Below are 26,836 nucleotides of genomic sequence, written 5' to 3' on the forward strand. Positions count from 1 at the left end.
TGGTTATGGGGTTATTTTTAATACTATTTTAGCGTTGTCGTATTTTACAATTTCGGCCATAAAGTCCCTAAATGCTTTATAGTCTTCTTTTGGGTAATGGCCTTTATTTAACGCGTAAGCTCGTTTATAAAGCAAGGTTGAATCGTTAATTTGCGAAATGCTATAACGATACGTTCCAAACGCATTAGAAATGGTTACGGGCTCGGGCATGGCTTCTACCATTAATTCGGGGGCTAGGGTTAGCTTAAATTCATCATAATCCTCAAAACCGCGTTCAATTTCAAAGTTTAATGTTCTGCTATCGTACCTGGTTGGTATGGTTGTTACCCTATTAAACGTATTTGGTGCCATTAAAAGTCTTGGACCACTTTTTTTGGCGTGATTGTTTATTGTAATCTTTAAATTTTCAGTAAAGGTAATGGCTTCTTTGTTGTTGTTTAGCGTTACGGCATTTATTTCTAAATTATTTAAATAATCCCAATGTTGTTTATAGAAATAGGCTAATTTCTTCTCAGGAATGGTTTGAATATCTTTATGCATGGCATATTGATATCCGTTTGTTTCAATAGTAACCTCGCCAGTAACATGGCCCGTCGCAAAGATGTTTAGAGTACCCGATGTTTTTTGTGTGTTCTCCTCCCGATTGTAAATTGTTGTGCGAACAATTTCACCTCCTTCGGGCGTTATAATCAGAGCATTCCTATCGTCTGTAAAACCTGCTATAAAACCAAAGGGATTGGTCTGGCTGGTGCACTCTAGCCAAATATAGTCTTCTTCATGAGGTAAACACAAAATGGCATGATTACCTTGTGTTGCAGAAAACTCATCATCTATACTTTTTAGGTTTTTGTCGCCATAAATCACCGTGTAATACGATTCGACACCGACTTCTTTTAACAACGCTTTTGTATAATTGGTAAGACCTTTACAATCGCCATACCCTAGCCTATCTACATCTTCTGCTTTTATAGGTTTCCAGCCACCAATACCAACCTGTACACTTATATAGCGTGTTTTATCTTGCATGTATTGGTACACTATTTTGGCTTTTTCTATGTTGTTGTCAACCCCTTCTGTTAGTTGTTTTATTGCAACCTTAGTTTCATCGGGAAGTTCTTGGGTGTCTTTTAAGAGCGCTTGGTTAACCCACAAACCAAAATCTGCCCAAGTATTATTAACCCCTTTTACACCATTCATATCAAACTCTGTTAAAGCGGCTCTTAAAATAGGGGCATATGTTTTAAAATCTGGACTGTAAGCTTCTGGTTTTATAGCGTTAAGATGCTCCGCCATAAAATGGGTCTCGCTTACCTTTTTAATCTTATAGTTTTCAAAGTTTGACGTCTTTATTTTAAGCGGCACCCCAGAGGTATTGGTAATTTTATACTCGGCGTGTTGAGTGCTTGTATAAAATCCTTCAATAGGTCTCCAGCCAGGAATAAATGCTGTTGAGCTATAAACCACTTCTGTCTCAAACAAAACAGTATAGGGGTAATGTATTGGCGTGTAGTCTAAATACTTAACCCGATTATCGGAGTATAAAGTTCCTCCTGGCACAGCGCTTACATCTTTAAAATCGTTTTTCTTAATTTTTTTGATTTCCTTACCCTGGGCGTTAAAAATACGCGCTTCTAACGATTTAATTTTAACGTTCTCGTCGTAATACTGAAAAGCCCCGACCTTTAAATCGCCTTCTTTATTTAAAACCGTAATTACCCTTTGGTTACTATAAACAAGATTGTTATAGCTTGAAATATCAATATGAATGTGGTCTGATCTTACAACAGCATTCGATTTTTTTCTAAGTTCTAAAGGCACAGTGCTCACTTTAAACAGATCAGTATCCTGTGCTATTGTTTGGGTATAAATTAATATGAAGAATATTAAAAAAAATAGTCTTTGCATGGGGCAATTTTTCACTTGCTTAAAATTACACTTATTTCATTAAAATACCACTTACTCTTTATTTTTAGTATCTATAATTATAGTTACTGGGCCATCGTTTAATAATGCTACTTTCATATCGGCACCAAATTCCCCGGTTTGAATGGGTTTTCCCAAATGGGCTTCAAATTGTTTTACAAAAGTGGTATACAACGGTATGGCAACATCGGGCTTGGCCGCCTTTATATAGCTAGGGCGGTTGCCTTTTTTTGTATTGGCATGCAATGTAAACTGACTTACAACAATGGCTTGGCCGTTAATATCGATTAACGACTGGTTCATGACTCCGTTTTCATCGTTAAAAATTCGGAGGTTGTTAATTTTTTTAGACAACCATGCGATGTCTTCCTCAGTATCGGCATGTTCAATCCCTAATAACACCAAAAGTCCTTCATCTATCTTGGCCACTGTTTTGCCTGCTATGGTAACGCTTGCTTTAGAAACCCGTTGAATAACCGCTCTCATTTACTCCCAGTTATCGGTTCGGTAATGTTCGTCTTCGCCTTCTAAAATCTGCAAATAACTGCGGTATCTTGAATAGGCTATCTCATCATTATCTAAAGCTTGTTTTACAGCGCATTTTGGTTCATCAACATGAATACAATTATTAAATTTGCAGTCTTGCTTTAATTTAAAAAACTCTGGGAAATAATCGCCCACTTCTTCCTTATCCATATCCACAATGCCAAAGCCTTTTATCCCTGGGGTGTCTATCAGTTTGGCCCCAAAACCTAAATCGAACATTTCGGCAAAGGTGGTGGTATGTTGCCCTTGTTGGTGTTGTGCCGATATACTTTTAGTTTTTAACTCCAGACCGGGCTCTAGGGCATTAGCCAACGTTGATTTTCCCACACCAGAATGGCCTGCAAACATGTTTACCTTACCAGCCATAAGCTGCTTTACCGTTTCGATTTTCGTTCCCGTTTCGGCCGAAATTCCAACACACTCATAACCAATGTCACGATACACATGTGCCAGATACCTAACTTCATCTAGCGTGGCCTCGCTATACGTATCGATTTTATTAAACAGCAAAATTGTTTTTATGCCATAAGCTTCGGCCGTTACCAAAAAACGGTCTATAAAACTGGTAAATGTTGGCGGATTATCGATTGTGACTAATAAAAAAACCTGATCGATATTGGCCGCAATAACGTGGGTTTGCTTTGATAAGTTTACCGATTTTCGAACGATATAGTTTTTTCTTTCGTGAATGTTATGGATAATGCCTGTGGTTTCATCGTTTTTGGTTTCCAATTCAAAATCTACAACATCGCCTACGGCAATGGGATTGGTACTTTTAATACCTTTAAGTCGAAACCGCCCTTTTATGCGGCATTGATAACGCCCACCTGTGTTGGTTTTAACGGTATACCAACTTCCTGTAGATTTATAAACTGTTCCTGTCATGCTTTATTTCAATATTTAGCAAAGTAAAGAATATTATTGTTTGCACCTAAACGCATGGTCTACTTATCTTTTAACAATCTTGTCTTGATGGTTAATAGACTCTTGGTGAATGGCTTTAAACACTTTTAAAATAAACTCTTCGCTTAACTTTTTCTCTTCGCCTTGCAGGATCATTTTCCCGAGAATTTCATTCCAGCGCTTGGCCTGTAAAACAGCGACATTGTATTGCTTTTTTAAGCGCCCTATATCACCGGCTATCTGCATGCGTTTTCCCAACATTTCTATTAACTGGTGGTCTACAACATCAATTTGTGTTCTTAGGGTATTTATCTTGTTTTTAAATTCGGCGGCCTCACCTATTTCTTTTCTAATACGCAAATCTTCGGTGTACTTTTTTAATGTTTGTGGTGTGATTTGCTGCGCGGCATCGCTCCATGCGTTGTCCGGATCGTAATGGGTTTCTATCATTAAACCGTCGTAATTAAGATCTAATGCGGTTTGGCACAGATCGAAAATAATATCACGACGTCCAGCAATGTGCGATGGATCTAAAATTAGCGGCAAATCGGGAAAGCGGTTTTGCAAATCGACAGCCAACTGCCATTCTGGGTTGTTCCTATATCTGGTTTTTTCGTAGGTTGAAAACCCCCGATGAATAACCCCCAGGTTTTTTACGTTTGCGGCATACAACCGCTCTACGGCACCTAACCATAAGGCCAAGTCGGGATTTACCGGATTTTTCACCAACACCGTCTTTTGGGTGCCTTTTAGGGCTTCTGCTATTTCCTGAACCACAAATGGGCTAACCGTTGTTCTGGCTCCTATCCATAAAATATCGACATCGTGCTTTAAGGCCAAGTCTACATGGTGGGCATTGGCCACTTCTGTTGTGGTTAGCAAGCCCGTTTCTTCTTTGGCTTTTTGCATCCATTTTAAGCCCAGCGCCCCAACGCCTTCAAAATTTCCCGGACGCGTTCTAGGTTTCCAAATACCTGCCCTAAAAACAGTCGTATCGGTTTGTTTTAGCGCATGGGCAATTTTTAACACTTGCGCTTCTGTTTCTGCACTGCAAGGCCCGGCAATTACCAATGGGTGGTCTAATCCAAAATTATCCAACCAACCTCTTAATTCCTTCTTGTTCTCCATAATCTACCTCTGTTATTCCTTTCCGTTAAGAATGTGTTTTATATAATTTGTGTTTTTCATGTCTTGATAAATAGCATCGAATGCATTAGCCTCCATAAAGTTCTTAAAAGTTTTTAGGTTTTTTATATATTCTTCCAAAGTTTCTATAATGTTTGCTTTATTTTGTTGAAAAATGGGCGCCCACATATCTGGCGAGCTTTTTGCCAATCTTACTGTTGAAGCAAAACCACTGCCTGCCATATCAAAAATATCACGTTCGTTTTTTTCTTTTTCCATTACTGTTTTCCCAAGCATAAAGGCACTTATATGCGATAAATGCGACACATAAGCAATGTGCTTGTCGTGCGATGCCGGGTCCATATACCGTATTTGCATGCCCATGATGTTAAAAATGGCCATCGCAACTTTTTGAAACTTAAACGCTGTTTTTTCAACCTCGCAAATAATGTTCACTTTGCCTTTAAACAGGCCGCTATAGGCAGCCTTGGGCCCCGAAAACTCGGTCCCTGCTATGGGGTGTGTGGCCATAAAATTACGGCGTTTAGGGTGCTGGGCCACAGCATTGCAAATCTCCAGTTTTGTTGAGCCCGACTCCATAACCAAAGCCTCATCTGGTATCAAATCCAATATTTCAGGCAACAACACTACTGTTGCATCAACGGGAATGGCCACAATAACAACCTGAGCCTTTACCACATCCTCCAGCACCGCTTTTTCATCGATAATGCCTAATTTTAAGGCCGTCTCTAAATGCGCTTCGTTTTTATCGATGCCGTATAGTTTAATGTTTGGGTTTAGGCACCTAATGTCTCTAGCAATGCTGCCGCCAATTAAACCCACGCCTACTATGTATATGCTTTTAATATCCTTCATTACCTTACGCGTGCTATAGCTTCTTCTAATACTTCTGTCGATGCACATAGTGAAAACCGCACATAACCTTCACCCTGACTTCCAAAAACGGTTCCTGGCGCTATAAAAATAGCACTCTCCTTTAATAAGAGATCGGTAAACTCTTCTGCCTTTACCATGAGGGGCAATTTTGCCCAAACAAACAACCCAACGCTCGTACTGTTATAGGTGCAATTTAGCAGTTTTGCCAATTGCCATACATACTCGCGCCGTTGCCTATACACGCTGTTCATGCTTTGGTACCACATAGCCGAACAGGACAAAGCCGCTACCGCTCCCTTTTGTACCCCGTAAAACATTCCCGAGTCCATATTGCTCTTTACTTTTAGAATGCTATTAATGTATTCCGATTTTCCTAAAACCATACCAACGCGCCACCCTGCCATATTAAAGGTTTTGCTTAAGGAGTTAAGTTCTAGGCAACAATCTTTTGCGCCTTCGAAAGCCAAAATACTCTTTGGCGTTTCATTTAAAACAAAACTGTACGGGTTGTCATTAACAACTAAAATGTTATGCCGCTTGGCAAAAGTTATAAGGGTTTCAAAAAGGGTATCGTTCATTTGTGCGCCCGTAGGCATGTGCGGATAATTTACCCACATGATCTTAACCTTGCTCAAATCTGTTTTTTCCAAAGCCTTTAAATCGGGAAGCCACTGGTTTGTTTCGGTTAAATTATAGGTTACTGGCTTTGCCCCCACCAATTTAGCTACCGAGGTATAGGTTGGGTAGCCGGGATTAGGCACCAAAACCTCATCGCCAGGGTTTAAAAACGCCATGGAAATATGCATAACCCCTTCCTTACTGCCCATTAACGGCAGGATTTCGGTTTGCGCACTTAGCCATACACCATAATGTTTTTTATAAAACAATGCCATAGCTTCGCGAAGCTCCAGCAGGCCTTGATACCCCTGATAACTATGCGCCAATTCGCTAGACAAACTATGGGTTAAGGCCTGTACAACCCGCTCTGGGGGAGCCAAGTCTGGACTTCCTGTGCCCAAATTAATTATGGGCTTTCCCTGCGCCTTTAAAAAGTTTACCTCCTTTAATTTCCTAGAGAAATAGTATTCCTCTATGGCCTGCAATTTTTCTGCTACTAAAATCATAAGTGCGCTTTTTTATATTCTCCTAATATTTTAAAATCTTCAGTCATAATTGCCATAATGGCAATCGCTTTTTTATAGTCTTCAAAGGCATCAAAAGTCACATCTACAAAAAAAGCATATTTCCAAGGCGTTTCTATAATTGGCAGCGATTGTATTTTGGTTAAATTTAATTTACAATCGCTCATCACATTCAACATGGCAGCCAGACTCCCTTTTTTATGTTCTAATTCAAATTTTAAGGATGCTTTGTTAATCTCACTTTCAGGAATTTCTTGATGCGCTCTTTTAACAATTACAAAGCGTGTTTCGTTATGTTTAATGGTTTGAATGCTTTCTGAAAGAATGTTCAATGCAAATAATTCAGCAGCCAGTTTACTGGCAATGGCTGCAACGCCTTTTAACTTTTTACGTTGAATGCGTTGGGCCACTTCGGCTGTATCTTTATCTTCAATAAGCTTTATGTGTGGGAAATTCTTAAAAAATTCCTTACACTGCAATAACGCCATTGGGTGAGAATGCACCGCTTTAACATCGGCTATGGTTTGGTTTGGCAAAGCCATTAAATGGTGTTGCACATTTAAATAATGCTCCCCCACAATGTGTAAATGATGGGTGTCTATTAACGCATAATTTGGGATTATGGAACCCGCTATAGAGTTCTCCAAAGCCATGACTACAGCCTCGGTTTTGCCAGAAATCAAACGCTGTACAGCTTCGTTAAACGTTAAACACTCCAGTATATGGACTTGACTTTTAAAATATTGCTGAGACACAATATGATGAAAAGACCCTGCGATACCTTGTATGGCAATTGTTTGATTCAATTTTGATTATATTTTAAATTTTTCCAAAAAAAAAGTCCCGATTTATATCGAGACTTTTTTTATATACTTTATTAATTATAGGTTACATATACGCATACAAGGTCTCGTTTCTTTTGTTAAAAAAGAAATAATACCAATTGTTATATGCAAAATGTAATGTTGCGTTCATAATGAGCTGGTAAAAGTAATCAATATTTTAAAAAAACAAACTTTTTTTTAGTAGGATTCCCAAGCTAAGCTATTTTTCCCTGCTCTTGGCTAAACAATTATGCTTATTTTTGACAAAATCATTAATTAGAGAAATATGTCTATAGAAGTAGAACACCTTTCAAAATTTTACGGCCAACAAAAAGCGCTTAACAAGGTCTCTTTTAAAATAAACAAAGGAGAGGTTGTTGGTTTTTTAGGTCCTAATGGTGCCGGAAAATCGACCATGATGAAAATTTTAACCACCTACATTGAAGCCTCTCAAGGCATTGCAAAAATTAGTGATTACGATGTGGTGCTAGACGCCAAGGATGTCCAAAAACGTGTGGGCTACCTACCAGAACACAACCCGTTATACCTGGACATGTACGTTAAGGAATACCTAGCGTTTAATGCTGGAGTTTACAACATTCCCAAGTCTAGAATACAGGATGTTATCGAACTTACGGGATTGGCCCCCGAAGCCCATAAAACCATTGGGCAGCTTTCTAAAGGCTATAGGCAACGTGTTGGGCTGGCCAATGCCCTATTGCACGATCCTGAAGTGCTAATTCTGGACGAGCCAACCACCGGCTTAGACCCCAACCAGTTACTGGACATTAGGAACCTGATTAAAAGTATTGGAACAGAAAAAACTGTTTTTCTTTCCACACACATCATGCAAGAGGTTGAAGCCATGTGCGATCGAGTGATTATTATTAATAAAGGGGAAATTGTAGCCGATAAGAAATTAAACGAACTTCGTGAAGGTCAGCAACAAATAGTGGTTGTAGAATTTGATTACAGGGTTGAAGATGCCTTTTTATTGAACTTGCCAAAAGTAAAACAGGTTGTAAATACACACGATTTTATTTATGAAATCACGTTTTCTACTACAGAAGACATGCGTTCCCATGTGTTTGATTTTGCACATGACAATCAGTTGAAAATCCTTCAGCTAAATCAGAAAAATACAAGCTTAGAAAGTTTGTTCAGGGATCTGACCTCTTAAGGGGCTTATTGAAAAATAAGTGTTCCGGTATACAGTTGCTCTATGGTTACAATTGGTGGGTGGTTTACCGCAATTAAATCGCCTATACCCCGCAACACCCCTTTAAGTTCTTGTTGCGGATTAACCTTAATATCGTTACTGCCTCTGTGGTTTATGGTAACCTTTTGTGCCATTAAACCTGCCCCCTCAAAACGTCCGGTTCCGGCATAAAATGCAACGGTTAGCTCGTTAACGGCACCCGACAGGTAAAAGGAGGAAATGTTGTTCGATACAATACTTACTTGGTTACAATTAAGCTGCATCCTAAAATCGCCTACTGTAAAGGTCTCGCTTTCATTAAAATCTTCGGAATACAGCTTTAGGCTATCGTACCCCAAAACGCCTTCCGATACAATTTCGAACTGGGTAGACGTTCTTATCTCGCTAATGTTTGGGGCTGTAACATACACCTTGGTCGGGGCATAATCCCGCACAAAATTACAGGCATTGTTGTCCAGAAGCACCAATTTAGAATTGACCACACTAACCGCTATATCGCCCATTAAGTTCTTACCTGTTTCAACAACAACTTCGGTATCTGGTCCTTGCTTGAGAATAAGCTGGATGTTTTTGTTTACCAAAATTTTATCAAACCCTGCCACGGTTACTGTTTTTTGCACTGTGGTGCCCGTGGTTTGAAAGCAATCGTTTGCCTGTTCGCTATCGCAAGCAAACACAACCGCTAACATCATTATATATAATAATTTTTTCATCTTACAACCGTATGCCTACGCCTAGTTCAACCGCTTCTGCTTTTGCACCGTGCGACTTAAGTGTTAATGCGCCGAAAATTTGCTTGCTAAAATAACGTTTTAGACCTATTCTAAAATAGGTCTGCCCTTCAAAATCGTAAGGGTAATACACATAATACCCCAATTGGCTAACCACCGACATTTTATTAATAAACAATTCGTGTCCCACAAAAACCCCTAAACGCTTCCAATCTTCATCGCCGCTAACTTGCTCTTCGGGATAGGCCACCGACTGGTAATAAATAAGTTCTTTTAAAAACTCCGAAAAAAAGGCATCTGCGCCCAATTGCAACGCACTTTTGTACCCCAAACGCTTATCGGCATAGGCCGATACCACTAAAAAAGGATATTGCCCACTCCCCACAAAATCGCTTTCGTTAAGGCCACCACGCAATACCAAATTGAATTTTATAGGCTCGGCATACGAAACATCGGTTTCTGTATACAGGTACTCTGGCTCCGTTTCTTCTAGGCTATAGGTTACCCCTACATTAAATGCTATAGAATTTACACTGGTATTTGGCGCCTTTACATTGGCATTGGAATAATGAATTAAACTCAGCCCTGCCTGTAGTCCAAAACGGTCTATCAAGCGCGGTTTTTGGTAATTAAGCATTAAATAGGTACTGCTTAACAAGCGTGACCCAAAAGCCACATTTTTATGATTCTCGACCTTGTGATACGGATTGGTTGTATAGGCCAACCCCTGCCCTATGCGAAACATAACACGCCGTTTTAAAAAATAAAAATTGTAATGCGCATATAAGGCGTAGTTGTTGCCCAAAACGTCGTTCTTTAAATTTTGAAAAGCAAACGACACGCCATAATCGGGGTAATTAAAGCGTTGCTCCCAGGCCTTATGGCCAAACGTTTTTTTGTTCCAACTTAAAATAACCCCTTCTGGGTGGCCTTTTATTAGGTGCAGGATGTCGTTATTATGAAGCGCAATGTTGCCCTTAAAGTAATTAACATCTATTGTTGATGCGGATTGCTGTTTTTGGGCAAACAGTGTTCCCGTAAACAATACTATTATATAGGTTAAAACTTGCTTCATAATTGGGTTTGGAACGCAAAAATAACAGAATATTTAAAACAATTCTGAAGCAATGGCTTTAATATTATCGCTCTTCCCCATAGAATAATAATGCAGCACTGGCACACCGGCGGCCAACAGTTCCTTAGACTGCGCGATACACCACTCTACCCCCACTTGCCTTACCGCCTTGTTATCCTTACAACTCTCTACAGCCTCTATTAACGCTTCTGGCAAATCTATTTTAAATACTTGCGGCAAGAGCTGTAAATGCTTTTTTGTAGCAATGGGCTTTATTCCCGGAATTATGGGTACGTTAATCCCCGCCTGTTTAGCCGCCGTTACAAACTCGAAGAATTTCTTTTTATCGAAAAACATTTGCGTTACCACATAGTCTGCCCCGGCATCTACTTTTTCTTTTAAGCGTTTTAAATCGCTTTTTAGTGAAGGTGCTTCGATGTGTTTTTCCGGATACCCCGCCACGCCAATACAAAAATCGGACTTATCGCCGGCATCAATGACTTCGTGCAGGTACTTTCCTTTGTTTAGGTTCTGAATTTGCCCAACCAGCTGGCTCGCATAGGAATGCCCACCTTGCGATGGCTGGAAGTACTTTTGGTGACTCATGGCATCGCCCCTAAGCGCCATCACATTCTCTATGCCTAAATAATGGCAATCTACCAGCAGGTATTCGGTTTCCTCTTTGGTAAAGCCACCACACAGCACATGGGGTACAGTATCTACATGATACTTATGTTTTATGGAAGCGCAAATCCCTACAGTTCCGGGGCGCATGCGGGTTATTTTTCGGTCTAACAAGCCGTTTTTCTCAATGTAAACATGTTGCTCCCGCGAGGTGGTAACATCAATAAAAGGCGGCTTAAACTCCATTAACGGATCGATTTTGTTGTAGAGTTCTTTAATGCTGCTCCCCTTTTGCGGTGGGATAATCTCGAATGAAAATAATGTTTTACCGTTGGCTTGCTTAATATGCTCTGTTACCTTCATAGTTTCTTATAGCCTCGAAACATTAGGCTATAAGATACGCAATCAATAAGGAAACAGTAGTCATTAAGGCTACTTGAACGGCAAAGCGAATTTCTAATTTTAATTTAGTCATAACGTTCCTTTTTTTTGACAGTACAATATTAGTCTAACATCAAGAGTTTTATTTTAATTTAATTGCAACTATTAGTTAAGTTTTTGTTTTCTATAGTTTTTATTTTGGGCTCTCCCATTTGCTTTACAGGCTGTCTGCCAAATTGGGGTTAAGCCACTTTCTGGCGTGGTCTTCACTTATCTTTCGGCGGTTTGTATAATCTTGCAATTGGTCTTCGGTTATTTTTCCCAGACCAAAATACTTGGCTTCTTTGTTACCAAAATAATAACCGCTGACACTAGCTGCTGGCCACATGGCTAAACTATCGGTTAGCTCAACACCAATGGTTTCTTCAACTTTTAAAATATTCCAAATGGTCTTTTTCTCTAAATGATCTGGACAAGCTGGATAACCTGGTGCCGGACGAATGCCTTTGTAACTTTCGGCAATTAATTCTTCGTTGCTTAAGCTTTCTTCGGAAGCGTAATTCCAATGTTTGGTTCGTACTTCTTTATGTAAATACTCGGCAAAGGCTTCTGCCAATCTATCGGCCAAAGCTTTTATCATTATGGCATTGTAATCATCGTGATTCGCTTCAAAATCTTTGGCTAATTGCTCTGTTCCAAAACCAGCCGACACGCAAAAACAACCTATATAATCCTGCCTACCACTTTCTTTAGGCGCAATGAAATCGGCTAATGCGAAATTGGGAACGCCTTCGCGTTTTTTGAGTTGTTGACGCAGTGTTAGGAATTTTGCAAGACCTCTCGACTGCGCTCGAGGTGACAGTTCGCTTGTCTGTTCGAGTGCGGTCGAAAACTCAATATCATCATCGTTAACTGAATTAGCTGGAAACAGCCCAAAAACTGCTTTAGCTTTCAAAAGCTTTTCATCAAACACTTTTTGAAGCAACAGCTTGGCATCTTTAAACAATTCGGTTGCTTGTTTGCCAACAACATTATCAGTTAAAATATCAGGGTATTTCCCGTGCAAATCCCAACTTCTAAAAAATGGCGACCAATCGATATAATCTTCTAAAATTGTGATGTCGAAATCTTGAATATCTTGTATTCCTAATTGCTTCGGTTTTACAATTTCAGTAGCGTTCCAATCGATTTTAAACTTACGTTTTCGAGCTTCTTCTATAGAAACATATTCTTTCTTTTTACCACGTTTTAAAAACTGCTCACGGAATTTTTCGTATTCCTCACGAATCTGTTCTTTATAAGCTTTGTTATTCTTTTGAAGCAAATTACCAACCACCGTTACAGCTCTTGACGCATCATTTACATGCACTACCGTATTTCCATAATTTGGCGCAATTTTTACTGCCGAATGTGCTCTGGATGTTGTTGCTCCACCAATTAACAAAGGAATATTGATGTTTTTCTTTTCCATTTCTTGGGAAACGTATACCATTTCGTCCAACGAAGGCGTAATTAGGCCGCTTAACCCAATAATATCGACATTTTCCGTAATGGCCGTTTCTATAATTTTTTCTGGCGGCACCATAACACCAAGATCAATGATTTCATAATTATTGCAACCCAAAACCACGCTCACAATATTTTTACCAATATCGTGCACATCGCCTTTTACGGTTGCCATCAGTACACGACCAGCAAATTCTTGTTTTCCATCTTTTTCGGCTTCAATAAAAGGCTGCAAATAAGCAACGGCTTTTTTCATGACACGAGCCGATTTTACCACTTGGGGCAAAAACATCTTTCCGCTTCCAAACAAATCGCCTACCACATTCATACCAATCATTAAGTGACCTTCAATAACCTCAATAGGTTTGTTTACAGCTTGTCGCGCTTCTTCAACATCGTCAATGATAAAGGTTTCAATGCCTTTTACCAAAGCATGCGTAATTCGCTCCTGAAGTGGGTCATTACGCCATTCTAAAACTTTGGCTGCGTCCTCTTTTTTATTGTTTTTTACAGTTTCGGCAAAGTCCAACAACCGCTCGGTAGCATCGTCTCGTTTATCAAATAAAACATCTTCTACGTGTTCTAATAAATCCTTCGGAATTTCGTCGTACACTTCCAACATGGTTGGATTTACGATTCCCATGTTCATGCCGTGCTGAATGGCGTGGTATAAAAATGCGGCATTAATGGCTTCGCGAACGACGTTGTTTCCGCGAAACGAAAAGGACACATTACTTACACCACCAGACACGCTGGCATAAGGCAAGTTTTCCTTAATCCATTTTGTGGCATTGAAAAAATCCAGCGCATTTAAACGATGTTCTTCCATGCCGGTAGCGACCGGAAAAATATTGGGATCGAAAATGATGTCTTCTGGTGGAAAGTTGACTTGATTGACCAAAATACCATAAGAGCGTTTACAAATTTCAATCCTACGCTCATAAGTATCGGCTTGACCATCTTCATCAAACGCCATAACGATTACTGCTGCACCATAACGTTTGATAAGTTTTGCGTGATGAATAAAAGTTGCTTCTCCTTCTTTTAAACTGATAGAATTTACAACCGATTTCCCTTGAACAACTTGCAGTCCGGCCTCGATAATGTCCCATTTAGAGCTATCGATCATAATTGGCAATTTGGCAATATCAGGCTCGGAAGCAATAAGGTTTAAGAAGGTTACCATCGCTTTTTTTCCGTCAAGCATGCCTTCATCCATGTTCACATCGATGATTTGTGCGCCGCCTTCAACCTGATCTCTGGCTACATCCAACGCTTCGGCGTAGTTCTCTTCTTTTATCAATCGTAAAAACTTACGCGATCCCGTAACATTGGTGCGTTCACCGACGTTTATAAAATTGCTTTCGGGAGTTACGACTAGTGGTTCTAACCCTGATAATTTCAAGTATTTTTTACAGTCACTTTCTTTCATTGACATATATTAAGAGATTCCTGCCTGCGCAGGAATGACACGTGGTTTATATTTAGCTGCCACTTCGGCAATGGCTTTTATGTGTTCTGGCGTGGTACCGCAGCACCCCCCAATAATGTTTACCAAGCCATCTTTTAGATAGCTTTCTATAAGCTGCTGCATTTGTTTGGCGGTTTGGTCGTATTCGCCAAATGCATTGGGCAAGCCTGCATTGGGATGTGCCGATGTAAAAAATTCGGTATCGTGAGACAAACGCTTTAAATACGGTTGTAATTGGTCTGCTCCAAGCGCACAATTAAAACCAACACTTAATAACGGAATATGCGAAATTGAAATTAAAAACGCCTCTACGGTCTGACCAGACAAGGTTCTTCCCGATGCATCGGTAATGGTACCAGACACCATAATTGGAATGTCTATTTGACGTTCGTCTTTTACTTCTTCAATAGCGAACAAGCAAGCTTTTGCGTTTAAGGTATCAAAAATGGTTTCGACCAAAAGTACATCTACACCGCCATCAATTAAGGCTTCAACTTGCTGTTTGTAAGCTACGTGTAATTCGTTAAAAGTTACCGCACGAAACTCTGGCCTGTTTACATCTGGGCTTAAACTTGCTGTACGGTTGGTTGGGCCAATACTTCCTGCTACAAATCGTGGTTTGTCTGGATTGGCTTTTGTGAATTCTTCGGCAACTTGTTTGGCTATTTTAGCCGATTGGAAGTTGAGCTCATACACCAAATCTTCCATGTGGTAATCGGCCATACCAATGGTGGTTCCCGAGAAGGTATTGGTTTCTACAATGTCTGCGCCAGCTTCGAAATACTTTCGGTGTACTTCGGCAATAGCTTCTGGTTGTGTTAGAGACAACAAATCGTTGTTGCCTTTTAATGGATAAGGAAAATCCTTAAAGCGCTGGCCACGATAATCTTCTTCTGAAAAATTATAGCGTTGCAACATGGTTCCCATAGCGCCATCGAGCACGAGAATTCGTTTTTGTATTTCTTGATAAATGTTTGACATTCCTGATATTTGGTGTTGTGTTATCAGGAAAAGAGCGAGGAAAATTCTTTTCGTTATCTCTCTGCAACATGCAGTAGAATGTAGCACCTTCTCTGTTTGCACAAAGGGTTGCTAAGGTTTCAAAGGGTCTATTCCCTCCACCTTTCTTGATAACATCAATACGTTAATGAACGGGGCAAAGTTATAGCATTATTTTTTATTTACCCAATTTTTTATTTTAGAATTGGATGTGCGACAGGTTAAAAAGTGTGATTTACCAACCCCGACTAAAACAATTTTGTTTTATATTAGGTGTTATAACGATATAACGAAACCGCCCCACTTCATAATAACCACCCCATAACCAATGATAAAATTCTTTAGGAAAATTAGACAACATTTGATTTCGGAAGGAAATACTAAAAAGTATCTGAAATATGCCATTGGAGAAATTATTCTTGTGGTTATTGGCATTTTAATAGCACTACAAATCAATAATTGGAACAGCGAAAAAAACAGAAAAAAAGCTGAAAAAGTGATTATTGAACAGCTGATAGAAGACCTTAAAAAATCGCAAGTGGAACTTAAGGAGGTAAGAGAATCGCGTGAAGAACAAGCTAAAGCAAGTGCCAAAGTGTGCCATGCTTTCTTTAAAAACGATGTGCCAAACGACAGTATTTATAAATACATGCGCATACCATTAGGCACCGCAGTATATAGCCCAACACTAGGAACTGCCCGATCGATAATTAATTCTGGTAATTTAACATTAATAAGATCTAATGATTTAAAAATTAAAATCACTGCTTATGTAGAAACAGTTGAATATAAACTAAAGGACATAGACCGTTATGAAGAAACCTATTTTAGAAATGGACAATTGTTACTAAAAGAAGCTGTACAATTTACAAATTTAGTCCCTAAAGCATATTTATTCCATCAAACAAAAGGAAGCGACACCTTAAAAACCGACGAATTAAGAGCCATACCGTATGTGATAGAAAAAGTACCTTTTGAAACAGATTTGGAGGAAATATTTCAAAATTACAGCGTATTTTCAGCTTACAATTCTCTACTCGTTGCACATAGAAATAGTGCTTTTAAATATCGTGAGATATTGAAAATCACAAACGAATTATTGAATACATTAGAAGAAAATTAAGAAAGCACAAGCTCTAATTACAAAATCATAAAAGGCAAAAAATAGCGAACACAGCACACTGTATAACGGCAATTATTTCGAATTTCAAGGCATCAAAACCACACACAAAACTCTAGCAACCAACGAAATAAACACTTCAAAAAATGAAAGGCAACTTCTATATTAAAAACAGGCAAAAACTATTGTTTATGGCTCAAGAAATACATAAACGTGGGTTTGGAAAATTGCGAATAATCCCATCAGTATCGCCATCTGGAATGTATTGGCGTTGTAATTTCGTTGATGAAGCAAAAAGAAACTCGTTTATTGCCTCTAACTGGCTGCTTAACTACGAAAAAGAAGATTCTGAGCAAGAAATTGAACTAACAGCACAAGAATTGGCGGACTTGTTTATGAAAGAGAACATAAAATTTATTGACCATTGCAAAGGCAGAAATCAAGCGTATGAAAAATGGTATGCTAACATGTTGGAACAGCTAACAGCAGATGAATTACCATATGCATTTGCAGATTGGGAAATACCAGAAAACACATGGCAAACATCAAAAGGAAACGAAATAAAAACGCTCCCAAACGAGCACAACCATTATTAAGCGTAACAAGGCATGCAACCATGACGAAATGTTCTTGTTTTTTTAGTTAACTTAGTATCAAAACCAAGCAACGACAGCATAGCCAAATCCCTTGGCTGTTATAAAAAAGACCATGCAACTAAAAGAAAAAACAGTTTTAATTACCGGTGGAGCATCTGGAATTGGTAAAATTATGGTGCGTTTAATGTTAGAACGAAAAGCCAAAGTTATTATCTGGGACATTAATCAAGAAAGCATTGATAAAACCATAGCCGAATGTTCAAACAAAGGAGTACTATTTGGTTACAACGTTGATGTTTCAAACCTTGAACAAATTCAAGATACCGCTAAAAAAGTTAAAGCAGAAATTGGGGTTGTCGATGTTTTAATCAACAATGCAGGAATAATCGTCGGTAAATATTTTAAGGATCAGACGACATCCGAGATTTCAAAAACAATGGCCATTAATGCAAATGCGCCCATGTTTATTACCAGGGCGTTTCTTGATGATATGTTGCATCAAAATTCGGGGCATATTTGCAATATTACTTCGTCTGGCGGATTAGTTTCAAACCCTAAAATGTCTGTTTACGTAGCGAGCAAATGGTCGCTCATCGGTTGGTCGGATAGTGTGCGCTTGGAGATGAAACAAATGGATAAAAACGTGCATGTTACCACAATACTGCCTTACTACATTAATACAGGTATGTTTGATGGTGTAAAATCTAAAATTCCAATTCTCGAACCCGAAGCAACAGCATTAACCATTGTTAAAGCGATTGAAAAGAATAAAAAACTAATCAGTATTCCTGGCTACATTTATAGGTTTACGCGTTTTGGCCAAGCGGTCATGCCGATTGCCGTTTTCGATTGGTTTGCTGGAGAGGTGCTTGGGATTTATAACACCATGGCACATTTTACAGGGCGCAAAAAGTAGCTTTTAAATGTTTGGCATTAATTAAAGGGGTTTATCCAATAAAAAATCACGCCTGCCAACACGCACCACACATAAAGACTTGCTCTCGCCTAGCCTTCTTGCTGACCCCGTGCTTAACCAAAACCCACCATCTTTTTCTCCATAACTAGAGGCCACACAAAATAGTTGTGTTATGGCATTAAATGGAAATAATTGTTTTTATTGAAACAGGTCTGAGGATATGTACCGATCGCCTATATCGCATATAACCGTTACAATAACACCCGACTCTAAGGTGTTGGCTACTTGCAATGCCGAAGCGACTGCCCCGCCACTACTCATGCCAGCAAACACGCCCTCTTCCTTAGCCAGTTTATTGGCAATGTTACGGGCATCTTCTTCGCTAACCTCAACAACGGCATCTACTTTTTCCTTATTGAATATTTTGGGCAAATAAGCTTCCGGCCATTTTCTAATTCCCGGTATTTTGGCGTCATCTTTGGGCTGGGCTCCAATTATTGCAATGTTGGGATTTTGTTCTTTTAAATACGTAGAAACCCCCATAATGGTTCCTGTTGTGCCCATAGCCGAGACAAAATGGGTGATTTCGCCCTGGGTGTCTCGCCATATTTCTGGCCCAGTGGTGTTGTAATGGGCTTTCCAATTATCGTCATTGGCAAATTGGTTAAGCATAAAGTATCCGTTTTCTTTATGCAATTGTTCGGCCAAATCACGAGCCCCTTCTATGCCGTCTGCTTCTGAAGTTAATATAAGTTCGGCGCCATAGGCACGCATGGTTTTTATACGCTCTTTGGTAGCATTTTCAGGCATAACCAATATCATATGCACCCCTAGCAATCGTGAAATAAACGCCAGGGCAATACCGGTATTGCCGCTAGTAGCTTCAATTAGGGTATCTCCTTTTTTAATATCGCCACGCTTTAAAGCTTCCGAAATCATGTTATGGGCCGCACGGTCTTTTACGCTGCCTCCAGGGTTTTTACCTTCCATTTTTAAAAACAAACGCACCCCTTCTTTTTTAACAAGGTGCTTAACCTCTATTAAAGGTGTGTTTCCTATTAGGTCTAATACAGACTGGCTATTTATCATGTTTTCTAGTGCTTATTTTTATTTCGGATTGGTAGGTTACCAAGGCGTTTGGAGGCACCGATTTGGTAATCCATACATTTGCCCCAATAATGCTGTTGGCTCCTATAACAATGTCGCCGCCCAAAATTGTGGCATTGGCATAAATGGTCACATTGTCTTCAATTGTAGGATGCCGCTTGGTTTGCGACAGGCTTTTTTTAACCGACAACCCGCCCAAGGTTACCCCTTGATAAATTTTCACATTATTCTTTATAATGGTGGTTTCACCTATAACAATTCCCGTACCGTGGTCTATAAAAAACGACGTTCCAATGGTCGCTCCTGGATGGATATCGATGCCGGTCTTGCCATGAATGCATTCGCTCATCATACGTGCCACAATAGGAAGTCCTAACCTAAAAAGCTCATGGCTCATACGATGAATGGCTATGGCGTGAAAACCAGGGTAGGCCAAATACACCTCATGCAGTCCTTTGCATGCCGGGTCGTTTTTTTCTGTAGCTAGGGCATCAAGCTCTATGCTTCGTTTAATCTCCGGCAGCTTTTCCCTAAAGGCCTGCCATAAATCGTCTGGTTTGTTGGTTGTAATCTCTGAAACCACATTCTTAAAAATATGCTCCAAAGCATCCAATTCCTGTTGCTGGTGCTTCTCCTCATCAAACAAGGCATAAAACAACCGCTTTGTAAAGTTGGCAACGTCCTCTTTGATTCGTAAATTAATTCGCATAGTTATGTTTTATAACCGCTAAGGTACTATTCAAAGTTAGGATTTATAATTTTTTTTTACGAATAATTAAAATAAAACCCCGAAGCACCAAAGCCTCGGGGAATTATCTACTAAAAATCTAGTTTATGGCTTGTACTACGGCTTTAGGTGCTTCTTTTCTTGTGCCATCGAAACCATTAATCCCGCTAACGGTTGTGTATTTAAGCACATATTTTTTTCCGGGGTTAATGATTTTATAAGCCGATTGGCACATTAAAGTTGCCTCATGAAACCCACAAAGGATAAGTTTTAATTTGCCCTCGTAGGTATTTACATCACCAATGGCAAAAATTCCAGGGATGTTGGTTTGATAGTCTAGCGTATCTACTTTAATGGCATTTTTCTCTATCTCCAAGCCCCAGTCTGCAATAGGGCCTAGTTTGGGAGACAGCCCAAACAAGGGGATAAAGTGATCTGCTTCCAGAAGGATGTTTTCGCCTTCTTGCACTATGGTTAGGGCTTCTAATGATTCATTTCCATGCAGGGCTGTTACTTCGGCCGGGGTAATTAGGTTAATTTTTCCTAGCAGTTTTAATTCCTTAACTTTCTCTACAGAATCTAAAGCGCCACGAAACTCATTCCGTCTATGCACCAAAGTAACCTCTTCTGCTATGTCGGCCAAAAAGATGCTCCAGTCTAATGCCGAATCGCCACCACCAGAAATAACCACTTTTTTACCTCTGTATTTTTCTGGGTCTTTAATAAAGTACTCTACGCCCTTATCTTCGTAATGGGCAATGTTATCAATTAAAGGTTTTCGTGGTTCAAAAGATCCTAACCCACCAGCTATAGCCACTATAGGCGCTTGGTGCTTGGTGCCCTTGTTGGTAGTTACCACAAACGACCCATCGTCAAGTTTTTCTATGGTATCGGCGCGTTCACCTAAGGTAAACCCTGGCTTAAACTGTTTGCCCTGCTCCAATAGATTTTTGGTTAAATCGCCCGCCAAAACTTCTGGAAATCCCGGGATGTCGTAAATAGGTTTTTTAGGGTATAGTTCGGAACACTGCCCTCCAGGTTGTGGTAAAGCATCAATTAAATGGCACTTTAATTTTAACAATCCTGCTTCAAAAACAGTAAATAATCCTGTTGGTCCCGCTCCTATTATAAGGATATCCGTCTTAATCATAATACGTTTCTTTTTTGTGTAATTAATCCTTTGGTAATTTTGTTTAACGTACTCACTTTGTACGCAAAATCCCCTTTAATGGTTTGTCTATATAAGTTTAAATTTTGAACCAGTTGATCTATGTTTTCTGGGATAACTTCCTCGAAAAACTGTCGCAAACGTTTGGCTGTTGTTGGTGATTTCCCATTGGTTGAAATGGCGACCTTCACATGTCCTTTGGTAACAATACCGCCTAAGTAAAAATCACATAGTTCGGGGGTGTCGGCGACATTTACCAAAAGGTTTCTGGCCTTGGCATCGTCGTGGATTTGTTTGTTTACCAAAACCCTATCGGTTGCAGCAATTACCATATCCATATCTACCAAAAATGCTCTGTCGTAAGACATTCGAATGATTTTCACATCAAATTGTTCTGCCAATGTTAAAACCGCATCATTAAAAGTATTGGCCACCATAGTAACCTGGGCGTCTGGACTGGACTTTAATAAAAAGGTGAGCTTTTCCAGTGCCACATTACCTCCACCCACAATAAGGGTGTTAATACGATTCATTTTTATAAAGATGGGATATAAATTATTTCTTCCTTCCATTATTTCATATCGTTTTTACAAGATTTTAAATCTGTGTTTCTACAGCTTTTTAAGATGATAATTTATACACCTGCTTTGTTATGGCGCCCAATGCGGCTCTTTCCTTAACCACTTCGCCCACTACGATAATGGCTGGATTGGCCAATTTTTTTTCTGAAACAACCTCAGCAATAGTCGCCACGGTACCCTCGCCATATTTTTCGTTTTCGGTGGTGCCGTTTTGTATGATGGCTACTGGTGTTTCTCCCCGGCCTTCTGCCGCAAAGACATCCATGATGTTTTGCAATTGCCCCATGCCCATTAAAATAACTACTGTAGCGGTTGATTGTGCTGCCAACAGAATGTCGTTGGACATGTGGTGCGATTTGGTGGTTCCGGTAATGACCCAAAAACTTTCGGAGCTGCCTCGTTTGGTTAACGGAATGCCTTGATAGGCGGGCACAGCCAATGCCGATGAAATGCCTGGAACCACATAGCCCGCTACACCGTATTGTTGCGCATAGTCTATTTCTTCGGCACCACGACCAAAAATAAATGGATCGCCGCCCTTAAGGCGTACCACGTGACCTTTAGTCTGGGCGCGCTGTAAAATTAGCTCGTTAATTTGCTCTTGCTGATAGGCATAACAGCCTTTTCGTTTGCCAACAAAAATCAATTCGGCACTAGGAGCTGCATATTCCAATAAGCTTTTATTAACCAAAGCATCGTAAAGCACCACATCTGCCGAAGCTAAGGCTTTAATCGCCTTTAAGGTAATTAATTCTGGGTCTCCAGGGCCTGCGCCTACTACCGTTAATGTTGGTCTGTTATTCTCCTGCTTCATGTATTAAATCCTCCTTTCTATAGCGTTCTATCATCTCAAAGAATGTTATGGCCTTACTTAAGTAATCTGCGGCAAACGCAACGGTTGGTTCGTTTTTATTGATTTGGTACACCACCTCTGAAAAGGTCCCGTTGTGTGCGATCTTTTCAGCAGCAACAAAATGCTCGTCGAATAGAGTGACAATATTGGCTTGGGTGTTGGTTTTAATATCTTCTGCCGTTAGCAGGGCCTTGGCGCCATTAATAAAGGCCGTATAGGCATAATAAATGGCATCGGCATAGGCTTTGTTATCGTAGGCATCTTTAGCATAATCCAGTTTTTCTTTGGCCTCGAACAACAAGGTTTGCACTAAGTCGATAACCACCCCTGCACATTCGCCTACACCAACTTCCTGTACATATTTAGAGGTGTTTCCCCAATCGATAAAATCTGCATCCTGCAAACGATCGGTATTGGAAAGGCCTACCAGAAAATCGTAAAAGTATTTTTGTCCCTGCCTATCGTAATAGCTTAAAAAGGCTTCGTCGTCTATTCTATTTTCAGAAAAGTCGTCCAAAATTAGGCGTAAGGCTTGCGGCCCCTGTTTAGAAGGCAATTTAATAACCTTATCGGCAAATCGCCCGGCGCCGTTTCCTAAAACCCCACCCCCCAAAAGTACTTGTACTGCTGGTGCCACACGTTTATCTTTGGTTCTGATGGACATGCCCTGAAACCCAATGTGCGCCATATTATGTTGCCCACAGGCATTCATACAACCACTAATTTTTATGGCTATTTCTGTATTGCCCACATATTGCGGATACTCCGTTTGCAGCACACGCTCTAGTTCGTCTGCCAAACCAGTACTGCTGGCAATTCCCAAATTACAGGTGTCTGTACCTGGGCAGGCCGTTATATCGGTGGTAGCGTTGTAGCCTAACGCTGTAAACCCTAAGGCTTTTAATTCGTTATAAAAATGCGGCAACAAGGCGGCTTTTACATGGCGGATTAATATGTTTTGACGCAGGGTAAAACGCAGCTCGTTAGCGGCATAGTCTTTAATTAAACTCGCTAATTTTCTGGCTTTTTCTGTTGAAAAGTCGCCCAATTTTACTTTTATGCCTATGGCAAAAAGACCATCTTGTTTTTGTGGAAACACATTAAGCGATTTCCAATGCTGAAAAGCTTCCTTATCTGCTATAACCGTTGTGGGTACATTGGCTTCTGCCAAGACAAATCCGAAGCCTTCGGTATCTATGGCAACCGTGTGCTGCGACAAGGCTTTGGTTTCGGCTTCTACTAACTGTACGAAAGCTTCTAAGCCAATGTCTTTGATTAAAAATTTCATACGGGCTTTTAATCGTCTTGAACGCTCGCCGTGCCTATCGAAAACACGTAAAACACTTTCGATTACCGGAATGATTTTATCGGTTGGTAAAAACTCATACAGCACATCGGCTTCACGGGGCTGCGACCCTAAACCGCCACCTAGCATAACTTTAAACCCTCTTTGACCATTTTGCACTTTTGGAATAAACCCCAAATCGTGAATGTAGCTTAAAGCAGTGTCCTCATCGGAGGAGGAGAATGCAATTTTAAACTTTCTACCCATTTCCTGGCACACTGGATTTCTTAGGAAAAACTGAAATGTTGCATGCGCATAAGGCGTTACATCGAAAGGCTCGTTAACGTCTATCCCAGCCTTGGCACTTGCCGTTACGTTTCTAACGGTATTACCACACGCCTCTCTAATGGTGATATCGTCTTTTTCCAGATCGGCCCAAAGTTGTGGTGTTCGATCTAAACTAACATAATGAATTTGAATGTCCTGACGGGTGGTGATGTGCAATCTCCCCCTAGAGTACTCGTCGGATACCTCTGAGATACGCAACAATTGCTCGCTTGTTACTTTTCCGTAGGGTAATTTAATTCGTACCATTTGAACCCCCTGTTGCCTTTGGCCATAAATACCTCTTGCCAGACGCAGGCTGCGAAACCGCTCTTCATCGACGCTTCCTTCTCTAAACAATCGAATTTTTTTCTCTAATTCGATAATGTCCTTCTCTACAAATGGGCTTTCTATTTCGGTTCTAAAACTTTGCATGGTTTTGTTTTATATGCTTCTTTTTTTACTTTCTATTGAAAATGTATGCCACATTCCCGATTGCTTAAAGCCTTGATGGGATCGAAGTAATCGTAGTTTTTTGGCAAATCGTGTTTTTCTAAATAATCATCTAACTCGCTATCGCTCCAATAATAAAAAGGGCTAACCTTTAAAATGCCATCTTTGCTATAGCTTAAAATGTCTTTTTTATTTCTGTACTCGGTTTGTCTTACCCGAATGTTGGTAAACCACAAATCCGGCTTGAGTTCTTGCAGGGCCCGTCTAAAAGGTTCTAGCTTTACGACTTCTGAAAATTCATCGAAATTGTCATCTTCTAACGAAGGGAATCCAATGGTGGCTTCAATTTCTGCTTTACTTTTTAGCGCCTGATATTTCTGGATGTTTAAATTGAAACGCCCTATTAGCTGAGCCGCATGCTCGTAAGTGCTTGGTAAGTTGTAAAGGGTATCGCACCAAACAACCTTTATGTGTTCGTCTTTTTTTGAGATAGAACTCAACAATACCGCCGAATACACCCCAAAACTGGTGGTTACAATTTTATTGGTCGTTTGGGCTAAGGCCCAATCTATAATATCTTCGGGGGTTTTGTCTCTAAGTTGTTTGTTCCAGTATTCAATATCAATATGCTGTATCATTATGCTTTGTTTTAATACTCCCATAGGAATAATAGGAATTGAGGGCAAAGGTAAAAAAACATTCTTTAAATCCTATTTATTGGGTAGGAAAATCTAAATTAAATCGGCAAGTGATTTATTATTGAAGATATTTAGCGTGCTATCCCGTACTTCTAGCATTAACTTATTTACAGAGCATGTATTCTCATCTGGGCAGTCGTCGCACTTTTCATAAAAATTTAAGCTTACACAAGGCACCATAGCAATGGGGCCTTCCAGAATACGCATGACAGCCACCATTTTTATATCCTTAGGATCTTTTAAAAGATAATACCCACCAGTTTTGCCTTTTTTTGATCCTAAAAATCCATTTTTACGAAGGGTAAGCAAAATACTTTCCAAAAATTTTCTAGAGATATTCTCATGCTCAGATATTTCACTAATCTGAACTGGTTTATCACCTTCCTGTCTCGCTAAATAAGTGAGGGCTTTAAGGCCGTATTTGGTTTTCTTTGAAAGCATGCACCAAATATAACCAAAATCTTAATTCATCCTAACGCCTGTTTTAAATCGTTAATAACGTCTTCTACATTTTCTAAACCTACCGAACATCGTACCAAGCCGTCTGTAATTCCAACTTCTAATCGGTCTGCTTCACTTAACTTACTATGTGTTGTAGATGCTGGATGTGTTACAATTGTTCGTGTGTCTCCTAAATTTGCTGTTAATGAGCATAGTTTTATGCTATTCAAAAAATTGCGTCCAGCTTCAATACCTCCTTTTACTTCAAAAGCTACAATGTTTCCTCCCAATCGCATTTGTTTTTTTGCAATTTCATACTGCGGATGCGATGTTAAAAATGGATACTTTACCAAGTTCACCTTTGGATGTTCTTCTAAAAACTGCGCTACTTTGAAGGCGTTTTCACAATGTTTTTCTACTCGGATTGCTAAGGTTTCTAAACTCTTAGACAACACCCAAGCATTGAATGGTGACATGGCTGGTCCAGTGTTTCTTGAAAACAAATAAATTTCTCTTATCAGTTCCTCTTTTCCTACCGTTACTCCTCCTAAAACGCGTCCTTGACCATCTATCAACTTTGTTGCTGAATGAATTACCAAATCTGCTCCAAATTTGATTGGGTTTTGTAAGTACGGCGTTGCAAAACAATTGTCTATCACCAATAACAAATTGTGCTTCTTTGCAATGTTTCCTAACAACTCCAAATCTAAAATATCAACTGCTGGATTGGTTGGTGTTTCTGCATATAATATTTTGGTATTCGGTTGAATCAAACTTTCAATCTTAGCTACTTCATTAATTTTAAAATAACTCGTTTCGATATTCCATTTAGGCAAATACTTTGTAAACAAGGTATGGGTTGACCCGAAAACAGAGCGACACGATACAATATGATCTCCCGTATTCAACAAAGCTCCAAAGGTTGAAAACACTGCTGCCATACCCGTTGCAAAAGCATATCCTGCTTCTGCTCCTTCCATTGCTACCATTTTATTAACGAATTCTGTGGTATTCGGATTTGAAAATCTACTGTATAAATTCTTCTCCTTTTCTTCGGCAAACGATGCTCTCATATCTTCAGCATCATCAAACACAAAACTTGAGGTTAAGTATAAGGGTGTTGAATGTTCTGAAAATTGAGTGCGCTCTGTTTGCGTTCGTATGGCTTGGGTTTCGAAATGTTGACTCATGTTGTTTTTTT

At 39.8% G+C, this 26,836-nt stretch carries 25 protein-coding genes and 1 riboswitch; of the genes, 4 read left to right on the forward strand and 21 right to left on the reverse strand.

From position 1 onward, the window contains the following. Positions 1-3 precede the first annotated feature (3 nt). From IA57_RS02470 to IA57_RS02500, 7 genes are all read right to left on the reverse strand, one after another. A complete protein-coding gene (locus IA57_RS02470) occupies positions 4-1,905 on the reverse strand; it encodes a DUF3857 domain-containing protein (RefSeq protein WP_036118884.1) in 1,902 nt (633 codons plus the stop codon). Between the two features lie 51 nt (positions 1,906-1,956). After that, a complete protein-coding gene (dtd, locus tag IA57_RS02475) occupies positions 1,957-2,409 on the reverse strand; it encodes a D-aminoacyl-tRNA deacylase (protein ID WP_036118885.1) in 453 nt (150 codons plus the stop codon). Beyond that, entirely contained in the window at positions 2,410-3,354 is a 945-nt protein-coding gene (gene rsgA, locus IA57_RS02480) for a ribosome small subunit-dependent GTPase A (protein WP_036118886.1), read from the reverse strand. It lies immediately after the preceding gene. A 63-nt stretch (positions 3,355-3,417) separates the two neighbouring features. Beyond that, complete coding sequence (locus IA57_RS02485) at positions 3,418-4,500, reverse strand: bifunctional 3-deoxy-7-phosphoheptulonate synthase/chorismate mutase type II (protein WP_036118887.1); 1,083 nt, start codon at positions 4,498-4,500, stop codon at positions 3,418-3,420. A 12-nt stretch (positions 4,501-4,512) separates the two neighbouring features. Continuing rightward, positions 4,513-5,364 (reverse strand): prephenate dehydrogenase, encoded by an 852-nt coding sequence (locus IA57_RS02490; protein ID WP_036119440.1) that lies wholly within the window; start codon positions 5,362-5,364, stop codon positions 4,513-4,515. An 8-nt stretch (positions 5,365-5,372) separates the two neighbouring features. Beyond that, positions 5,373-6,518: a pyridoxal phosphate-dependent aminotransferase gene (locus tag IA57_RS02495; RefSeq protein ID WP_036118888.1), complete on the reverse strand. Its 1,146-nt coding sequence runs from the start codon at positions 6,516-6,518 to the stop codon at positions 5,373-5,375. Then, complete coding sequence (locus IA57_RS02500) at positions 6,515-7,342, reverse strand: prephenate dehydratase (RefSeq protein WP_036118889.1); 828 nt, start codon at positions 7,340-7,342, stop codon at positions 6,515-6,517. The genes IA57_RS02495 and IA57_RS02500 overlap by 4 nt, the downstream gene beginning before the upstream one ends. A 304-nt stretch (positions 7,343-7,646) precedes the next feature. Here IA57_RS02500 and gldA point away from each other — a divergent pair, with 304 nt between their 5' ends. Next, a complete protein-coding gene (gene gldA / locus IA57_RS02505) occupies positions 7,647-8,540 on the forward strand; it encodes a gliding motility-associated ABC transporter ATP-binding subunit GldA (protein ID WP_036118891.1) in 894 nt (297 codons plus the stop codon). Positions 8,541-8,545: 5 nt separating this feature from the next. Here gldA and IA57_RS02510 read toward each other — a convergent pair whose 3' ends face one another. The 5 genes from IA57_RS02510 to IA57_RS02530 all read right to left on the reverse strand — a co-directional run bounded on the left by IA57_RS02510 (position 8,546) and on the right by IA57_RS02530 (position 15,348). Further along, on the reverse strand, positions 8,546-9,292 hold the full coding sequence (locus tag IA57_RS02510; RefSeq protein ID WP_036118893.1) for a head GIN domain-containing protein: 747 nt from the start codon (positions 9,290-9,292) through the stop codon (positions 8,546-8,548). A gap of 1 nt (position 9,293) precedes the next feature. Continuing rightward, the gene (locus tag IA57_RS02515; protein ID WP_036118895.1) at positions 9,294-10,385 is read right to left on the reverse strand and encodes an acyloxyacyl hydrolase; all 1,092 of its coding nucleotides are present in this window, start codon (positions 10,383-10,385) and stop codon (positions 9,294-9,296) included. Positions 10,386-10,418: 33 nt separating this feature from the next. After that, a complete protein-coding gene (metF, locus tag IA57_RS02520) occupies positions 10,419-11,372 on the reverse strand; it encodes a methylenetetrahydrofolate reductase [NAD(P)H] (protein ID WP_036118897.1) in 954 nt (317 codons plus the stop codon). Positions 11,373-11,607: 235 nt separating this feature from the next. After that, entirely contained in the window at positions 11,608-14,328 is a 2,721-nt protein-coding gene (gene metH, locus IA57_RS02525; protein WP_036118899.1) for a methionine synthase, read from the reverse strand. Positions 14,329-14,337: 9 nt separating this feature from the next. Continuing rightward, a complete protein-coding gene (locus IA57_RS02530; RefSeq protein WP_036118904.1) occupies positions 14,338-15,348 on the reverse strand; it encodes a homocysteine S-methyltransferase family protein in 1,011 nt (336 codons plus the stop codon). 50 nt (positions 15,349-15,398) lie between these two features. Continuing rightward, a riboswitch (SAM riboswitch) is annotated at positions 15,399-15,504 on the reverse strand. A gap of 190 nt (positions 15,505-15,694) precedes the next feature. Between IA57_RS02530 and IA57_RS12290 the strand changes: the two genes are divergently transcribed. The 3 genes from IA57_RS12290 to IA57_RS02545 all read left to right on the forward strand — a co-directional run bounded on the left by IA57_RS12290 (position 15,695) and on the right by IA57_RS02545 (position 17,998). Then, positions 15,695-16,489 (forward strand): DUF6090 family protein, encoded by a 795-nt coding sequence (locus IA57_RS12290; RefSeq protein WP_131505666.1) that lies wholly within the window; start codon positions 15,695-15,697, stop codon positions 16,487-16,489. Between the two features lie 143 nt (positions 16,490-16,632). After that, the gene (locus IA57_RS02540) at positions 16,633-17,082 is read left to right on the forward strand and encodes a hypothetical protein (protein WP_036118906.1); all 450 of its coding nucleotides are present in this window, start codon (positions 16,633-16,635) and stop codon (positions 17,080-17,082) included. A gap of 112 nt (positions 17,083-17,194) precedes the next feature. Continuing rightward, positions 17,195-17,998 (forward strand): SDR family oxidoreductase, encoded by an 804-nt coding sequence (locus tag IA57_RS02545; protein ID WP_036118908.1) that lies wholly within the window; start codon positions 17,195-17,197, stop codon positions 17,996-17,998. A 198-nt stretch (positions 17,999-18,196) separates the two neighbouring features. On the opposite strand, the gene cysM is transcribed toward IA57_RS02545, so the two are convergent. The 9 genes from cysM to IA57_RS02590 all read right to left on the reverse strand — a co-directional run bounded on the left by cysM (position 18,197) and on the right by IA57_RS02590 (position 26,825). After that, positions 18,197-19,087 carry a cysteine synthase CysM gene (gene cysM, locus IA57_RS02550; RefSeq protein WP_036118910.1) on the reverse strand — a complete coding sequence of 297 codons (891 nt, stop codon included), beginning with the start codon at positions 19,085-19,087 and terminating at the stop codon, positions 18,197-18,199. Beyond that, complete coding sequence (gene epsC / locus IA57_RS02555; RefSeq protein ID WP_036118913.1) at positions 19,077-19,814, reverse strand: serine O-acetyltransferase EpsC; 738 nt, start codon at positions 19,812-19,814, stop codon at positions 19,077-19,079. The genes cysM and epsC overlap by 11 nt, the downstream gene beginning before the upstream one ends. Before the next feature lie 118 nt (positions 19,815-19,932). Beyond that, positions 19,933-20,982 carry an NAD(P)/FAD-dependent oxidoreductase gene (locus tag IA57_RS02560; protein ID WP_036118915.1) on the reverse strand — a complete coding sequence of 350 codons (1,050 nt, stop codon included), beginning with the start codon at positions 20,980-20,982 and terminating at the stop codon, positions 19,933-19,935. Then, positions 20,979-21,572: a precorrin-2 dehydrogenase/sirohydrochlorin ferrochelatase family protein gene (locus IA57_RS02565; protein WP_036118917.1), complete on the reverse strand. Its 594-nt coding sequence runs from the start codon at positions 21,570-21,572 to the stop codon at positions 20,979-20,981. Before IA57_RS02565 ends, IA57_RS02560 begins: the two co-directional genes overlap by 4 nt. 49 nt (positions 21,573-21,621) lie before the next feature. Beyond that, entirely contained in the window at positions 21,622-22,395 is a 774-nt protein-coding gene (cobA, locus tag IA57_RS02570; protein WP_036118920.1) for a uroporphyrinogen-III C-methyltransferase, read from the reverse strand. Further along, complete coding sequence (locus tag IA57_RS02575; RefSeq protein ID WP_036118922.1) at positions 22,379-24,478, reverse strand: nitrite/sulfite reductase; 2,100 nt, start codon at positions 24,476-24,478, stop codon at positions 22,379-22,381. Before IA57_RS02575 ends, cobA begins: the two co-directional genes overlap by 17 nt. Before the next feature lie 32 nt (positions 24,479-24,510). After that, positions 24,511-25,134: a phosphoadenosine phosphosulfate reductase domain-containing protein gene (locus IA57_RS02580; RefSeq protein WP_036119445.1), complete on the reverse strand. Its 624-nt coding sequence runs from the start codon at positions 25,132-25,134 to the stop codon at positions 24,511-24,513. 93 nt (positions 25,135-25,227) lie between these two features. After that, positions 25,228-25,635: an RrF2 family transcriptional regulator gene (locus tag IA57_RS02585; RefSeq protein WP_036118924.1), complete on the reverse strand. Its 408-nt coding sequence runs from the start codon at positions 25,633-25,635 to the stop codon at positions 25,228-25,230. A gap of 26 nt (positions 25,636-25,661) precedes the next feature. Next, positions 25,662-26,825, reverse strand: a complete 1,164-nt coding sequence (locus IA57_RS02590; RefSeq protein ID WP_036118929.1) for a trans-sulfuration enzyme family protein — start codon at positions 26,823-26,825, stop codon at positions 25,662-25,664. Between the last annotated feature and the right edge of the window lie 11 nt (positions 26,826-26,836).

Source organism: Mangrovimonas yunxiaonensis, assembly GCF_000733475.1.
In the GTDB taxonomy this organism is placed as follows: domain Bacteria; phylum Bacteroidota; class Bacteroidia; order Flavobacteriales; family Flavobacteriaceae; genus Mangrovimonas; species Mangrovimonas yunxiaonensis.

Coding starts and splice junctions, on each gene's coding strand:
- IA57_RS02470 (WP_036118884.1), bottom strand. CDS start 1,905: ATGCAAAGACTATTTTTTTTAATATTCTTCATATTAATTTATACCCAA.
- dtd (WP_036118885.1), bottom strand. CDS start 2,409: ATGAGAGCGGTTATTCAACGGGTTTCTAAAGCAAGCGTTACCATAGCA.
- rsgA (WP_036118886.1), bottom strand. CDS start 3,354: ATGACAGGAACAGTTTATAAATCTACAGGAAGTTGGTATACCGTTAAA.
- IA57_RS02485 (WP_036118887.1), bottom strand. CDS start 4,500: ATGGAGAACAAGAAGGAATTAAGAGGTTGGTTGGATAATTTTGGATTA.
- IA57_RS02495 (WP_036118888.1), bottom strand. CDS start 6,518: ATGATTTTAGTAGCAGAAAAATTGCAGGCCATAGAGGAATACTATTTC.
- gldA (WP_036118891.1), top strand. CDS start 7,647: ATGTCTATAGAAGTAGAACACCTTTCAAAATTTTACGGCCAACAAAAA.
- IA57_RS02510 (WP_036118893.1), bottom strand. CDS start 9,292: ATGAAAAAATTATTATATATAATGATGTTAGCGGTTGTGTTTGCTTGC.
- IA57_RS02515 (WP_036118895.1), bottom strand. CDS start 10,385: ATGAAGCAAGTTTTAACCTATATAATAGTATTGTTTACGGGAACACTG.
- metF (WP_036118897.1), bottom strand. CDS start 11,372: ATGAAGGTAACAGAGCATATTAAGCAAGCCAACGGTAAAACATTATTT.
- metH (WP_036118899.1), bottom strand. CDS start 14,328: ATGAAAGAAAGTGACTGTAAAAAATACTTGAAATTATCAGGGTTAGAA.
- IA57_RS02530 (WP_036118904.1), bottom strand. CDS start 15,348: ATGTCAAACATTTATCAAGAAATACAAAAACGAATTCTCGTGCTCGAT.
- IA57_RS12290 (WP_131505666.1), top strand. CDS start 15,695: ATGATAAAATTCTTTAGGAAAATTAGACAACATTTGATTTCGGAAGGA.
- IA57_RS02540 (WP_036118906.1), top strand. CDS start 16,633: ATGAAAGGCAACTTCTATATTAAAAACAGGCAAAAACTATTGTTTATG.
- IA57_RS02545 (WP_036118908.1), top strand. CDS start 17,195: ATGCAACTAAAAGAAAAAACAGTTTTAATTACCGGTGGAGCATCTGGA.
- cysM (WP_036118910.1), bottom strand. CDS start 19,087: ATGATAAATAGCCAGTCTGTATTAGACCTAATAGGAAACACACCTTTA.
- epsC (WP_036118913.1), bottom strand. CDS start 19,814: ATGCGAATTAATTTACGAATCAAAGAGGACGTTGCCAACTTTACAAAG.
- IA57_RS02560 (WP_036118915.1), bottom strand. CDS start 20,982: ATGATTAAGACGGATATCCTTATAATAGGAGCGGGACCAACAGGATTA.
- IA57_RS02565 (WP_036118917.1), bottom strand. CDS start 21,572: ATGGAAGGAAGAAATAATTTATATCCCATCTTTATAAAAATGAATCGT.
- cobA (WP_036118920.1), bottom strand. CDS start 22,395: ATGAAGCAGGAGAATAACAGACCAACATTAACGGTAGTAGGCGCAGGC.
- IA57_RS02575 (WP_036118922.1), bottom strand. CDS start 24,478: ATGCAAAGTTTTAGAACCGAAATAGAAAGCCCATTTGTAGAGAAGGAC.
- IA57_RS02580 (WP_036119445.1), bottom strand. CDS start 25,134: ATGATACAGCATATTGATATTGAATACTGGAACAAACAACTTAGAGAC.
- IA57_RS02585 (WP_036118924.1), bottom strand. CDS start 25,635: ATGCTTTCAAAGAAAACCAAATACGGCCTTAAAGCCCTCACTTATTTA.
- IA57_RS02590 (WP_036118929.1), bottom strand. CDS start 26,825: ATGAGTCAACATTTCGAAACCCAAGCCATACGAACGCAAACAGAGCGC.